This is a genomic window from Duganella sp. SG902, from assembly GCF_013376005.1.
GTDB lineage: Bacteria > Pseudomonadota > Gammaproteobacteria > Burkholderiales > Burkholderiaceae_D > Rugamonas.
Genome location: NZ_JABMJK010000016.1, coordinates 57,529 through 71,433, shown reverse-complemented (window position 1 = coordinate 71,433; position 13,905 = coordinate 57,529). Strand labels below are relative to the sequence as shown.

General features: G+C 67.6%; 9 protein-coding genes. 6 read left to right on the top strand and 3 right to left on the bottom strand.

Annotation, left to right across the window (positions count from 1 at the left end; genetic code table 11):
- Positions 1 to 147 precede the first annotated feature (147 nt).
- Together FHW83_RS25350 and FHW83_RS25345 are read right to left on the bottom strand one after the other, a co-directional pair.
- Positions 148 to 1,518 (bottom strand): DEAD/DEAH box helicase, encoded by a 1,371-nt coding sequence (locus FHW83_RS25350; protein ID WP_176649139.1) that lies wholly within the window; start codon positions 1,516 to 1,518, stop codon positions 148 to 150.
- Between the two features lie 144 nt (positions 1,519 to 1,662).
- On the bottom strand, positions 1,663 to 2,445 hold the full coding sequence (locus FHW83_RS25345; protein WP_176649207.1) for an inositol monophosphatase family protein: 783 nt from the start codon (positions 2,443 to 2,445) through the stop codon (positions 1,663 to 1,665).
- A gap of 162 nt (positions 2,446 to 2,607) precedes the next feature.
- Between FHW83_RS25345 and FHW83_RS25340 the strand changes: the two genes are divergently transcribed.
- The 6 genes from FHW83_RS25340 (at position 2,608) to FHW83_RS25315 (ending at position 11,841) form a co-directional block, all read left to right on the top strand.
- Positions 2,608 to 3,405 (top strand): RNA methyltransferase, encoded by a 798-nt coding sequence (locus FHW83_RS25340; RefSeq protein ID WP_176649138.1) that lies wholly within the window; start codon positions 2,608 to 2,610, stop codon positions 3,403 to 3,405.
- A 110-nt stretch (positions 3,406 to 3,515) separates the two neighbouring features.
- The gene (locus tag FHW83_RS25335) at positions 3,516 to 4,040 is read left to right on the top strand and encodes a hypothetical protein (protein WP_176649137.1); all 525 of its coding nucleotides are present in this window, start codon (positions 3,516 to 3,518) and stop codon (positions 4,038 to 4,040) included.
- On the top strand, positions 4,037 to 5,656 hold the full coding sequence (locus FHW83_RS25330) for a GMC family oxidoreductase (RefSeq protein ID WP_176649136.1): 1,620 nt from the start codon (positions 4,037 to 4,039) through the stop codon (positions 5,654 to 5,656). The genes FHW83_RS25335 and FHW83_RS25330 overlap by 4 nt, the downstream gene beginning before the upstream one ends.
- Positions 5,657 to 5,684: 28 nt before the next feature.
- Positions 5,685 to 6,620 carry a triacylglycerol lipase gene (locus FHW83_RS25325; RefSeq protein WP_176649135.1) on the top strand — a complete coding sequence of 312 codons (936 nt, stop codon included), beginning with the start codon at positions 5,685 to 5,687 and terminating at the stop codon, positions 6,618 to 6,620.
- A 70-nt stretch (positions 6,621 to 6,690) separates the two neighbouring features.
- A complete protein-coding gene (locus tag FHW83_RS25320; protein WP_176649134.1) occupies positions 6,691 to 8,175 on the top strand; it encodes a PAS domain-containing sensor histidine kinase in 1,485 nt (494 codons plus the stop codon).
- Positions 8,176 to 8,190: 15 nt separating this feature from the next.
- A complete protein-coding gene (locus FHW83_RS25315) occupies positions 8,191 to 11,841 on the top strand; it encodes an EAL domain-containing protein (protein WP_176649133.1) in 3,651 nt (1,216 codons plus the stop codon).
- A gap of 110 nt (positions 11,842 to 11,951) precedes the next feature.
- Here FHW83_RS25315 and FHW83_RS25310 read toward each other — a convergent pair whose 3' ends face one another.
- On the bottom strand, positions 11,952 to 13,643 hold the full coding sequence (locus FHW83_RS25310) for a methyl-accepting chemotaxis protein (RefSeq protein WP_176649132.1): 1,692 nt from the start codon (positions 13,641 to 13,643) through the stop codon (positions 11,952 to 11,954).
- Positions 13,644 to 13,905 lie beyond the last annotated feature (262 nt).

Here is a 13,905-nt window from a genome sequence, read left to right as displayed (position 1 = left end):
TAGCGGTCGGTGGTCGAGCCGCTATCCTAATCCAAAATCCGGGGTCAGGTCCTCCATTTGAACACGGCCACAACTGTAGTGTGTCGCTACGGCTGTGGCCGTGTAGAAATGGAGGACCTGACCCCGGATTGCGGGGGGCGCCGGGGGTTAGCGGCCGCGGCCGCCGGAACGGTGCTGGGCGCCGCCGCCGTTGCCGCGTGGGGCGTTGCCGCCGGCGCGCGGACCGCCGCCATTGGCGCCGCGCGGCTGGCCGCCGTTGCCGCCGCCGTTACCGGGCTTGCGCGCGCCGCCGCCTTGACGGCCCGGACCGTTGCGGTGGCCGGGACCGCCGCTGCGCAGCTGGATCGGCTGCGGCCGCGCGGCCGGATCCGGCTCGAAGCCCGGGATCACGTCGCGCGGCAGGGTCTGCTTGATGAGCTTTTCGATGTCCTTCAGCATCTGGTGCTCGTCCACGCACACCAGCGACACCGCCTCGCCGGTGGCGCCGGCGCGGCCGGTGCGGCCGATGCGGTGCACATAGTCCTCCGGCACGTTCGGCAGGTCGTAGTTGACTACGTGCGGCAGCTGGTCGATGTCGATGCCGCGCGCGGCGATGTCGGTGGCCACCAGCACCCGCAGCTTGTTGTCCTTGAACTCGGCCAGCGCCTTGGTGCGCGCCGACTGGCTCTTGTTGCCGTGGATCGCCATGGCGCCGATGCCGTCCTTCTCCAGCTGCTCGACCAGCTTGTTGGCGCCGTGCTTGGTGCGGGTGAACACCAGCACCTGGTGCCAGTTGTTGGACTTGATCAGGTGCGCCAGCATCGGGTGTTTCTTGTCGCGGTCGACCGGGTGGATCTTCTGCGCGATGATTTCCACCGTCGAGTTGCGGCGCGCCACCTCGATGGTGGCCGGCTTGTTCAGCAGGCCGTCGGCCAGCGCCTTGATCTCGTCCGAGAAGGTGGCCGAGAACAGCAGGTTCTGGCGCTTCGGCGGCAGGCCGGCCAGCACCTTGCGGATGTCGCGGATGAAGCCCATGTCGAGCATGCGGTCGGCCTCGTCCAGCACCAGGATCTCGATCTTCGACAGGTCGACCGTGCCCTGGTCCATGTGGTCCAGCAGGCGCCCCGGCGTGGCCACCAGGATGTCGACGCCGTGCTTGAGCTGCTTGATCTGCGGGTTGATGCCGACCCCGCCGAAGATCACGGCCGAGTTCAGGTTGGTGTACTTGCCGTACACGCGCACGCTTTCCTCGACCTGGGCCGCCAGTTCGCGGGTCGGGGTCAGGATCAGCGCGCGGATCGCGCGCGGCGTCTTGTTGCTGCTTTGCTTGACGCCCACGGCGTCGGTCGATAGGCGGTGCAGCAGCGGCAGCGTGAAGCCGGCCGTCTTGCCGGTGCCGGTTTGCGCGCCCGCCAGCAGGTCGCCGCCGTTCAGCACCGCCGGGATGGCCTGCTGCTGGATCGGGGTCGGCGCGGTGTAGCCGGTTTCGCTCACTGCGCGGACGAGGGCGTCGGACAAACCGAGGGAAGAAAAGGACATAATAATTCGATAATTCAGTCGAGGATTCTTGGTTTGCGGCATCGGACTGAGCGATGCCGCAACTTTCAGTATAGCAGCTTGTTTCAATAAGGAAATAAAAAAGGGAGCATGCGCTCCCTTTTTTTGTAACAGCCTGTGAGGAACTCAGGCGTACGGGGCGAGCAGGCCGACCATTTGACCGAACACCTTCGGGCTGGCGGCGATCACGTCGCCCTTGTACAGGTACTCGGATTCGCCGTTGAACTCGCCGACGATGCCGCCGGCCTCGGTCACCAGCAGCGCGCCGCCGGCGATGTCCCACGGCTTCAGGCCCTTCTCGTAGAAGCCGTCCAGGCGGCCGCAGGCGACGTAGGCCAGGTCCAGCGCGGCGCTGCCGGCGCGCCGCACGCCCTGGCAGCGCTCGGCCATGATGCCGTACATCTCGAGGTATTCCTTGAGCGCGGCCGGGTTGCCGGTCTGGTAGCCGGTGGCCAGCAGGGCGTTGGCGATGCGGTCCAGCTTGCCGACGCGGATGCGCTTCTCGTTCAGGTAGGCGCCGGCGCCCTTGGTGGCGGTGAACAGGTCGTTGCGCACCGGGTCGTACACCACCGACTGCGTGATCACGCCGCGCTGCGACAGCGCGATCGAGATCGAATATTGGGGGAAGCCGTGCATGAAGTTGGTGGTGCCATCGATAGGATCGATGATCCAGGTGTATTCTGCCTCGTCGTGCGCGTTGGCCGATGCGCCGGATTCTTCGCCCAGGAAGGCGTGGTCGGGGTAGGCCTTGGACAGCACCTCGATGATGGCTTGCTCGGCGGCCTGGTCGACGTCGGTGACGAAGTCCTTGTGGTTCTTTTCGGTCACGATCACGCGATCGAGGTCGAAGGAGGCGCGGTTGATGACGGCGGCGGCGCGGCGGGCGGCCTTCACGGCCGTATTGATCATTGGATGCATGGGCTTTTCCGTATAAAAATGCTAACGCCCACCGGGGGAATTCCAGCCCGGCGGCACGACAGGGAGACAAAATGACAAAGAGCGGGGCGGCGCCGACAGGGTAAAATTCTGGCTGAATTTCCGTATCGATACCGCGCGATTGCGCTATTTTAAATGAACCTGCCCCAAATCAACACGAATCTTTTCAAACAGCTGCGATTTATTCTGGTCGAAACCAGCCGCGCGGGCAATATCGGGGCGGTGGCGCGGGCCATGAAAACCATGGGCTACAGCGACCTGGTGCTGGTGGCGCCGCGCTGCGGCGACGCGCTGCACGACCCCGAGGCGGTCGCCTTCGCCAGCGGCGCGCAGGACATTTTAAGCGGCGCGCGCGTGGTGGGCAGCATGGCCGAGGCGCTCGAGGGCGTCAACTACGCCGCCGCCGTTTCGGCAAGATTGCGCGAATTCTCACCGCCGGTGCTGTCGCCGCGCCAGCTGGCCGGACAGCTGGTGGCCCAGCCCGCGCTGCGCGCGGCCCTGATCTTCGGCAACGAGCGCTTCGGCCTGCCCAACGAGCTGGTGGAGAAATGCAATGTGTTGATCAATATCCCGGCCAATCCCGAATATTCCTCGCTCAACCTGTCGCAGGCGGCCCAGGTGCTGGCCTACGAGTGCCGCATGGCGGTGCTGGACGGCGCCGGCGTGGCGCTGACGCCGCGCCTGCCGGCGGGCGACGCCAACGAGGTCGGCTTCCAGGGCGAGGCCGCCAGCATCGAGCAGATCGAGGGCATGTTCGCCCACCTCGAGCAGGCCCTGGTGGCGATCGGCTTCCTCGACGCCGGCAACCCGCGCAAGCTGATGCCGCGCCTGAAGCGCCTGTTCGCGCGCGCCCGGCTGGAGAAGGAGGAGGTCAACATCCTGCGCGGCATCGCCCGCCACATGAGCGGGCGCGCCGGCAAGGATGCCCCTTGAGCCGCGCCCGGCGGCCTGAATCGAAATAGACGCCAGCCTCTATTTTTGCCCGCGAGCGGGGTTGCAGTTTCCATTACACTAGACAAAATCATAAAAAATGGACGGAGACTATGCAGCAACCCCGCAGATCTTTTCTGAAGATCGGCGTGGCCGGCGCGTTAACCCTCGCCGCCGGCGGCGCCATCTATCGCCTCGCCCACCGGCCCGGTCCGCAGCGCTTCGCGCTGGAGGGCGCCGCCCAGACCGTGCTCGAGGCCGTCATCCCCGCCATGCTGGGGCCGGTCCTGCCGGAGGCGCCGGCCGCGCGCGCCGCCGCGCTGGCGGCCGCCAGCGCGCGCGTGCGCGACACCGTGCTGGGGCTGCCGCTGGCCACGCAAAAAGAGATACAGGATCTGTTCGGCCTGCTGGCGCTGGGGCCGGCGCGCCGCCTGCTGGCCGGCGTGGGCGGCGGCTGGGAACGCGCCGATCCGCTACAGGTGGCGGCCTTCCTGCAAAGCTGGCGCACCCATAGCCTGCAGACGCTGCAAATCGCCTACCAGGCGCTGCATGACCTGATCATCGGCGCCTGGTATGGCGACCCGTCCAGCTGGGAGCGCATCGGCTATCCGGGCCCGCTCAAGGAGTTGACGACATGAGCGTGATTCCCGACCCGATCCAGGCCGGCCTGGCCGCCGGCTGGCAGGTGACCGACTGCGCGCAACTGCGGGACGACCAGACGCTGGAGGCGGACGTGGTGATCGTCGGCAGCGGCGCCGGCGGCGGCGTCACCGCCGAGATCCTGGCGCTGTCCGGCCTCAAGGTGCTGATCGTCGAGGAGGGCGCGCTGAAGTCGTCCCGGGACTTCAAGATGCGCGAGGCCGAGGCCTATCCGGCGCTGTACCAGGAGGCGGCCGCGCGCAAGACCAAGGACAAGGGCATCGCCATCCTGCAGGGGCGCACCGTGGGCGGCGGCACCACCGTCAACTGGACCAGCAGCTTCCGCACGCCCGACATCACGCTGCGCCACTGGGTCCAGCGCTTCGGCCTGGGCGACTACACGCCGGAGGCGCTGGCGCCGTGGTTCGCCATGATGGAGCAGCGCCTCCACATCAGCGACTGGCCGACCCCGCCCAACGAGAACAACGACCTGCTGCGCCGTGGCGCGGCCCGGCTCGGCATACCGACCGGGCTGATACGGCGCAACGTCAACGGCTGCTGGAACCTCGGCTACTGCGGCATGGGCTGCCCGACCAACGCCAAGCAGTCGATGCTGGTCACCACCATTCCGTCGGCGCTGGCGCACGGCGCGCGCCTGCTGACGCGCGCGCGCGCCGAGCGACTGCTGATCCAGGGCGACCGCGTGACCGGGCTCGACTGCGTGGCGCTGGCCGCCGACGGCCTCGGCCCGACCGGCCGCCGCCTAACCTTGCGCGCCAGGCACTATGTGCTGTCCGGCGGCGCCATCAACACGCCGGCCTTGCTGCTGCGCTCGGCCGCGCCCGATCCGCGCGGCCTGCTGGGCAAGCGCACCTTCCTGCATCCGTCGCTGGCCTCGGTGGCCACCTGCAAGCAGCCGGTGCAGGCCTACGCCGGCGCGCCGCAGACGGTGTACTCGGACCATTTCCTGCACACCGGGCGCATCGACGGCCCGCTCGGCTACAAGCTGGAGGTGCCGCCGCTGCATCCGCTGCTGTTCTCGTCGATCATGACCGGCTTCGGCGCCCAGCACGCGGAGCTGATGCGCCAGTTCGCCCACCTGCACGTGACGCTGGCGCTGCTGCGCGACGGCTTCAACGACGGCGCGCCGGGCGGCAGCGTGGAGATGGTGAACGGCGCCCCCGTGCTCGACTACCCCGTGGGCGAGGCGATCTGGGACGGCGCCCGCCGCGCGCTGCTGACCATGGCGGAGATCCAGTTCGCCGCCGGCGCCAGCAGCGTGATGCCGGTGCACGAGCGCGCCCAGCCCTACACCAGCTGGACCCAGGCCAAAAGCGCGATCGCCGCGCTGCCGTACAAGGTGCTGCAGACCAAGCTGGCCTCGGCGCACGTGATGGGCGGCTGCGGCATGTCGGACGACGAGCGGCTGGGCGTGACCAGTTCGCGCGGCCGCTACCACGGGCTGGCCAACGTCTCGGTGCACGACGGTTCGCTGTTCCCGACCTCGATCGGCGCCAACCCGCAGCTGTCGATCTACGGCATCGTGGCGCGCCTGGCCAGCGGACTGGCGCAGGAGCTCAGCGGCAAGCCGGCGGCGCGGCCGGCGGCCGCCTGAGCGGGCGCAATCGCGCTATCATGCGCGCATGATCAAACGATTGCTGATACTGCTCCTGCTGCTGCAGGCCGTGGTCGCCGGCCTGCTGGCGGCCGGCCTCTATGCCTGGTGGCGGCCGGCGGCGGAGGCCGCGCCCGGCGCGCCGTCCAGGCTGGCGGCCTGCCTGGCGCTGGGCCTGCTGCTGGTGCTGCTGGCGCGGCTGCTGATCTCGGCCAACAACTTTTACCTGAGCTGGCGCGCCGGCAGCGTCACCCCGCCCGACCACGCGCTCACTGCGCTGCGCGCGGCGCGTCTGTTCTGGCACGAGTTCCACTCCTCCATGCTGACCTCGTCCTACTACATGCTGCGGCCGATCGGCCTGCGACTGGTGGCGGACGCGCGCGGCCTGCCGGTGCTGCTGATCCACGGCTACGCCTGCAACAGCGGCTACTGGCTACCGATGAGCAAGCTGCTGCGCGCGGCGCGCGTCAGCCATTACGGCATCGACCTCGAGCCGCCGGGCGCCTCGATCGACGACTACGTGCCGCAGGTGGCGGCGGCGGTGGCGCGCCTGCGCCGCGAGACTGGCAGCCCGCAAGTCATCATCGTCGCCCACAGCATGGGCGGGCTGGTGGCGCGCGCCTACCTGCGCCGCCACGGCGGCGCCGACATCGCGCGCGTGATCACGCTGGGCACGCCGCACCATGGCACCGCGCTGGCCCACTTCGGCCCCGGCAGCAACGCCGCGCAGATGCGCCGCGACAGCGCCTGGCTGGCCGCGCTGGCCGCGTCTGAGGCAATTACGCAACGGACTTTGATCAGTTCCATCTATTCTGTCCACGACAACATCATCGCGCCGCAGGACTCCAGCGCGCTGCCCGGCGCCCGCAACCTGGTGTTTGGCGCCATAGGCCACGTGGCGCTGGGGCGCCATCCCGCCATCATGCAATGCACGCTGCGGGAGATCGAGGCCGCGCATGTGTGATTTTGTGTGAGGATCTTCGTGCCGCGTTGCTGTATGGTTATTCCTGTGCGCGTAGCAATAAGGCGAGGCGATGACCATCGATTTCGGCACCCTGATCCTGAACGAAACCCCGGATGCCGTCGTGCTGACCACGCCCGACGGCGTGGTGGTGTGCTGGACCAACGGCGCCGAAGCCGTTTTTGGCTACACCAGCGCCGAGGCGCTGGGCCGCCGGCTGGACGAGCTGATCATGCCGCCGCCCCTGCGCGGCGAGGGCGCCGAGGTGCTGCGCCACACCCTCGACGCCGGCGTGGCCAGCTACGAGTCGATCCGCCGCGCCAAGGATGGCACGCTGGTCTACATCGACAGCTCCAGCAAGCTGGTGCGTGGCGACGATGGCCAGCCCGCCTATATTCTGTGGAGTAAAAAGGACGTCACCCAGCTCAAGGTGCTGCGCGACGCCAAGCTGGTGGAGGCGCGCTACGACGGCATCCTCGACTCCATGCCGGACGCCATCATCATGGCCAACGCGGCCGGCCGCATCGTGCTGGCCAACCGCCAGGCCGAGCACCTGTTCGGCTACCCGCGCGGGCATTTGCGCGGCATGCTGCTGGAGTCGCTGATGCCCGAGCGCTTCCGCGGCGCCCACCTGCGCCACCGCGCCGGCTACGCGGCGCAGCCGATGGTGCGGCCCATGGGCAGCGGCCGCGACCTCTACGGCCTGCGCAGCGACGGCGCCGAGTTCCCGGTCGAGATCAGCCTGAGCCCGGTCGACACGGAGGAGGGGGCGCTGGTGATGAGCGCGATCCGCGACATCAGCGAGCGCAAGCTGTTCGAGCGCACGCTGCAGGAAAAGAACGTCGAGCTGGCCAGGGCGGTGGCGGCCAAGGACCGCTTCCTGACCGGCATGTCCCATGAATTACGCACGCCGCTCAACGCGATCATCGGGTTTACGGGTACTATGCTGATGAAGTTGCCCGGGCCCATTAATGACGAGCAGAACAAACAGTTGCGCATGGTCCAAAGCAGCGCGCGCCACCTGCTGTCGCTGATCAACGATCTGCTGGACCTGACGCGCATCGAGTCGGGCAAGATCGAGCTGGAGGTGGCGCCGCTGTCGTGCCGGCCGCTGATCGACGAGGTGCTGGACTCGTTCAAGCCGCAGGCGCGCAGCAAGGGCCTGGCGCTGGAGTTCGAGGCGGCGCCGGAGGAGGTGACGGTGCGCAGCGACCGCCGGGCGGTGCAGCAGATCCTGATGAACCTGGTCCACAACGCGATCAAGTTCACCAACAACGGCAGGGTGCTGGTGCGGCTGGCCAAGGCGGTGGTGGGCCAGCGGCCGTGCGCCACCATCAGCGTCAGCGACACCGGCATCGGCATCGGCAGCGAGCAGCGCGACACCTTGTTCCAGGCGTTCTCGCAGCTGGACGCCGGCGCGCTGCGGCAGTTCGAGGGCACCGGCCTGGGCCTGCACCTGAGCCGCAAGCTGGCGTCGCTGCTGCACGGCGAGATTTTATTTGACAGCGAGTACGGCGTGGGCAGCGTGTTCACGCTGGCGCTGCCGCTGGAACCATAAGAAAGCGAGGGACGCGTGTCGGCACGGATCCTGATTATCGAAGACAACGCCACCAACATGGAATTGATGGTGTACCTGCTGCGCGCGTTCGGCTACACGCCGCTGTCGGCCAGCGACGGCGAGGCCGGCGTGGCCGCCGCCCGGCGCGAGCTGCCGGACCTGATCATCTGCGACGTCCACCTGCCCAAGCTGGACGGCTACGGCGTGGTGGCCGCGCTCAAGTCCGATCCGGCCGTGCGCCACATCCCGGCGCTGGCGGTGACCGCGCTGGCGATGGTGGGCGACCGCGAGAAGCTGCTGGAGGCCGGCTTCGACGGCTACATCGGCAAGCCCATCGAGCCGGACACCTTCGTCACGCAGATCGAGTCTTTTTTACAAGGGGCGGTGTCGTCCCCGGGCAAGAACGACACGGCCACGATCCTGATCGTGGATGACCACGTGCTCAACCGCGAGTTCCTGATGACGCTGCTGAGCTACGGCGGCCACCGCCTGCTGGAGGCGTCCAACGGCGCCGAGGGCCTGAAGATGGTGCTGGCGGAAAAGCCGGACCTGGTGATCTCCGACATCCTGATGCCCAACATGGATGGCTACGAGTTCGTCACCCGCATGCACGAGCACGAGGAGACCGCCAACGTGCCGGTGATCTTCTACACCGCCACCTACCGCGAGCGCGAGGCCATGGCGGTGGCGCAGTCGTGCGGCGTGCGCTGGGTGCTGCCCAAGCCGTCCGACCCGGAGGTGATCCTGCAGACGGTGCAGGAGGCGCTGGGCCTGGCCGAGGGCGCGCCGCCGGCCGCGGGGCTGCCGGCGTTCGCGCCCGAGCCGCCGCCGGAGGGCCGCCTCCACGACATCGACCACAAGGTGGCCGAGTACCTGGACGAGCTGGAGTCGAGCAGCCAGCTGATCACCCAGCTGGCCGGCGACAGCGAGCAGGACAGCGCCGAACCGCTGTCGCGCATGACGCAGCGGCTCTCGCATTCGCTGTCCAGCCTGCAGGCGGTGAGCCTGCGCCTGACCGCGCTGATCGAGCTGGGCATCGAGCTCGGCGCCGAGCGCGACCCGGCCGCGCTGGTGGAGATCGGCTGCCGGGTGGCGCAGAACATCTGCGTCTCCAAGTACGCCTGCCTGGGCGTGCTGGAGCCGGGCGCGAGTGAGCTGAGCTACTTTGCCAGCTGCGGCGCCGGCATGCCGGCGCGGCAGATCGCGCAGACCCCGCGCGCCGGCGTGCTGCGCGGCCTGCTGGACCAGCGCCTGCCGTGCCGCATCAACGACCTGAACGGCGACCCGGCCAGCGTCGGCCTGCCGCCCACCCATCCGCCGGTGCACTCCTTCCTGGGCGTGCCGATCGCCTCGCGCGAGCGCACCCACGGCTGGCTGTACCTGGTCGACAAGCTGGGCGCGGACGGCTTCTCGGAGGTCGACGAGCGGGTGGCCGGCACGGTGGCGGCGCAGTTGGCGGTGGCCTACGAGAACCTGCTGCTGTACGAGGAGATCAAGCGCCACCACGCGCAGCTGACGCTGGACATGAACGCGCGCATCCGCCTGGACGAGGACCTGCGCCGCTTCCGGCTGGCGATGGACGCCACCGCCGACGCCATCTTCCTGGTCGACCGCGCCGGCATGTGCTTCGTCGACGTCAACGCCACCGCCTGCCGCATGCTGGGCTTCGAGCGCGAGGACTTCCTCAAGGTCGGCCCCAACCGCTCGCTCGAGGGCGACCTGCACAAGCTGGAGGAGCTGTACGACAAGCTGCTGGCGGGCGACCAGAGCGGCGCCATGACCGAGCTGCTGCTGCAATGCAGGGACGGCTCGGCGCTGGCGGTGGAGGTGCAGCGGCGCACGCTGCGCTCGGGCGCCAACTGGATCCTGGTGGCGGTGGCGCGCGACATCACCGAGCGCAAGGAGGCCGAGCAGCGCCTGCTCAAGCTGGCGCACTTCGACACCCTGACCGGACTGCCCAACCGCAGCCAGTTCTACGACTCGCTGGCGCACTCGCTGCGCCAGGCCGAGGACCACAAGTGGTCGCTGGCGGTGCTGTTCCTCGACGTCGACCGCTTCAAGAACGTCAACGACACGCTGGGCCACACCATCGGCGACGAGCTGCTGCGCCAGTTCTCGAGCCGGCTGGTCGACTGCCTGCGCGTGCGCGACACCATCGGCCGCTTCGGCGGCGACGAGTTCGCCGCCATCCTGATGCTGCCCGAGGGCGCGCAGAACGCCATCGCGGTGGTCGACAAGATCCGCGAGGCGCTGCGCCGGCCGTTCGACCTGAAGGGGCACGAGGCGACGGTCACGGCCAGCATCGGCATCGCCGTCTACCCGGACGACGGCACCGAGCCCGACACCCTGATCCAGTACGCCGACACCGCCATGTACCGCGCCAAGGAGGCCGGGCGCGACGCCTTCCGCTTCTTCACCGCCGAGATGAACGCGCAGTCGCTGGCGCGGCTGGACCTGGAGAACGCGCTGCGGCGCGCCATCGAGAACGAGGAGTTCGTGCTGTTCTTCCAGCCCAAGGTGCACATCGACAGCGGCCGCGTCAGCGGCGCCGAGGTGCTGATCCGCTGGCAGCGGCCGGGCCACGGCATGGTGTCGCCGGCGCTGTTCATCCCCATCCTCGAGGAGACCGGCCTGATCGTGCGGGTCGGCACCTGGGTGATCCACGAGGCCTGCCGCAAGATCGCCCACTGGCACAAGACGCAGGCCGGCGCGGTGCGCCTGTCGGTCAACGTCTCGGGCATCCAGTTCTTCGTCGGCGGGCTGGAGGAGGAGGTGCTGAAGGCCATCCGCGAGCACGGCATCGCCCCGGAGCTGCTGGAGCTGGAGCTGACCGAGAGCTCGCTGATGTCCAACGCCGAGGAAACCATCACCGTGCTGCAAAACCTGAAGGCGCTGGGGATCCAGATCTCCATCGACGACTTCGGCACCGGCTATTCCTCGCTGGCCTACCTCAAGCGCTTCCCGATCGACAAGCTGAAGATCGACATCGCCTTCGTGCGCGAGGTGACCAGCAACCCGGACGACGCCGCCATCGTGCTGGCCATCATCAACATGGCGCACAGCCTCAAGCTGAACGTGGTGGCCGAGGGGGTGGAGAAGGACGCGCAGCTGTCCTACCTCCGGCGCCACGGCTGCGACGAGATGCAGGGCTACTTCTTCAGCCGGCCGCTGCCCGAGGACGAGTTCGAGGCCATGCTGCGCGAGGGCCGCCGCATGCAGGCGCCGCCGAACGAGGACGTGGTCGATCAGCAGACCCTGCTGATCGTCGACGACGACGCCTTCATGCTGGACGTGCTGACCGACTTCCTGTCTCAGGACGGCTACCGCATCCTGACCGCGCAGACGGCGGCCGAGGGCTTCGACATCCTGGCGCGGCACCGGGTGCAGGTGATCCTGTGCGACCAGTGCATGCCCTTGATGAGCGGGACCGAGTTCATGGAGCGGGTCAAGAACCTGTGTCCGGACACCTTCCGCATCATGCTGTCGGCCTACGCCGACCTGACGCCGATCATGGCCGCCATCAACCACGGCGCCATCGACCGCTTCTACACCAAGCCGTGGAAGGGGGCGGTGCTGCGCGAGAACATCCGCGAAGGCTTCCGCCTGCAGGCGCAAATGCACGGCGGCCCCGGGCCCGCGATCCAGGAAGCCAGGGTGGTGGAGTAAGCCGCCCCTACCGGGCGCCGGTGCCCGCGCCGGGGGAGCGCAATTCTCGCCGCGTTGACCGGTTGAGCAACCGCGAGTTGTCGTCGCCCCGCTTGCTGTCGCGACCTGGATTACCGTGATTTGGCGGAGTTTTCCAGTAAGACTTTTCTGCCGGCACCATGGCCGGTGTTCGGCGGACGCTCACCAGGCGTCTCATCTGGCGCCAGGGCGAACGCGTCAACCGCGTCCAGTAATTGTTGCGCGTTGAGCCGCATCTGGCCTGATGCCTTCGCGGTCTGCGTCACCAATGCCGCATTCTCACGGGTGGCGCCGTCCATCATGGCCACTGCCTGGCCGGCGCTGCTCACGTCCTTTGCTTGCTCGTCGCTGGCCTGGCGGATGCCGCCCATCATGTCGGCCACCTTCGATATCGAGCCAACCACGGCGGACATGGTGGTGCCAGCGCGGTTGACCAGGACACCGCCGGTCTCGACATTTTGCTCGCTGGCCGAGATCAACAGCTTGATCTCCATGGCGGCGCTGGCGCAACGGCTGGCCAGGTTGCGCACCTCGGCCGCCACCACGGCGAAGCCGCGCCCGGCCTCGCCGGCGCGCGCCGCCTCCACCGCCGCGTTCAGTGCCAGGATGTTGGTCTGGAACGCGATCGAGTCGATGACGGCAATGATATCGCCGATTTTTCGGGCGCTTTCGTCGATCGCCCGCATCGTGGCCACCACCTCCGCTACCGCCGTGCCGCCCTGTGCCGCCACCGCCTTGGCCTCGTCGGCAAATTGTTGGGCCTGTTGTGCGCGGAGCGCATTGTGTTGGACGTGCGCGCTAAGTTGCTGCATGACCGCGTGCGTCTCTTCCAGCGCTGTCGCCTGCTGAGAAGTGCGCATGTCCAAAAACTGGTTGTCCGCTTCGATCTCGGCGCCAATGCCGGCCACGCTGAGCGCCTGCCGTCTTACTTGCCTGAGCGTGACCTCCAAGCTGTCGCGCAACTCGCGCAAGGCCAGCAGCATGCGCCCACCTTCGTCGCTGCTGCTGGCGTCGATAGACAATGTCAGATCGCCGGTCGCCATGGTGCGCGCCGCCGCGGTCGCTTGCCTGATCGGCCCCACCACGCTACGGGTGATGATCCAGCCGATCACCGCCGCCAAGCCGATCGCCAGCGCGGACAAGCCAATCATCAGTTGTGCAAAGGCTTGGGCGACAGCGCGGGCATCGGCTGATTCCGCCTTATTTTTGGCTTCCTCGAGATCGATCAGCACATTGATGTTGTTCAACCAGTCGACATAGGCCGGCCTGGCCTCGTGCAGCAGCACACGCTGGGCGGATGCCAGATCGCCCGCCAACTTTTGCCGCACCACCTCGTCGGTCGCCTTCAACGCTCGGATTTCAACCGCCGCGATGTCGCGCAATGCGTCGGCTTCGAGCTGATCCATTTTCCCTGCCCGCAACAACGCGTCCATTGGGGTGGCGGAGCGGGCATAGTTGGCGGCCAATGTTGTGATCAGGGCGAGTTGTCGCTGCGTAGCCCCGGGGTCCGATTCAAGTACCACATCGCGCAAAGCGATCGCGCGATCATGGACGCTGCCACGGAAGTTAATGGCGTAACGTTGTTTGACGCTGTTGGCGTCCCCAATGGTGGCCAGGCTGGTATTGATACGATTGACACGGTACACACCGGTCGCGGTCAGGCCCAGCATCAACGACATCAGGATGCCAAACCCCAACGCGAGGCGCGTGCCTACCTTCAGATTGGCTATGTTAAAAAGAAAGCTCATATTATTTTTCGAGTAGATCAAGAGTTGTTGTCGCATTTGAGGTGGAAGACATGAGGCCGGACACCTCGCCCGTGGCCGACCGCGGCATAGCCGGCCAGCGCCGCGTGCTCGTTTGGCGGGCAACTTACCTCGCCCGTACGAGCGTCGCCATGTTCGGGAGAGTGATTGCCGTGAACGCTCGATTGGGGCCAGCGGCCTCGGCCTTCAGGGGGGATAGCATCATCGTGGGATCCTTGTCAGTTGAGGTGTTAAGACTGACTATATGGCACCGCTGTTGATGGCTATAATTGATTGGATT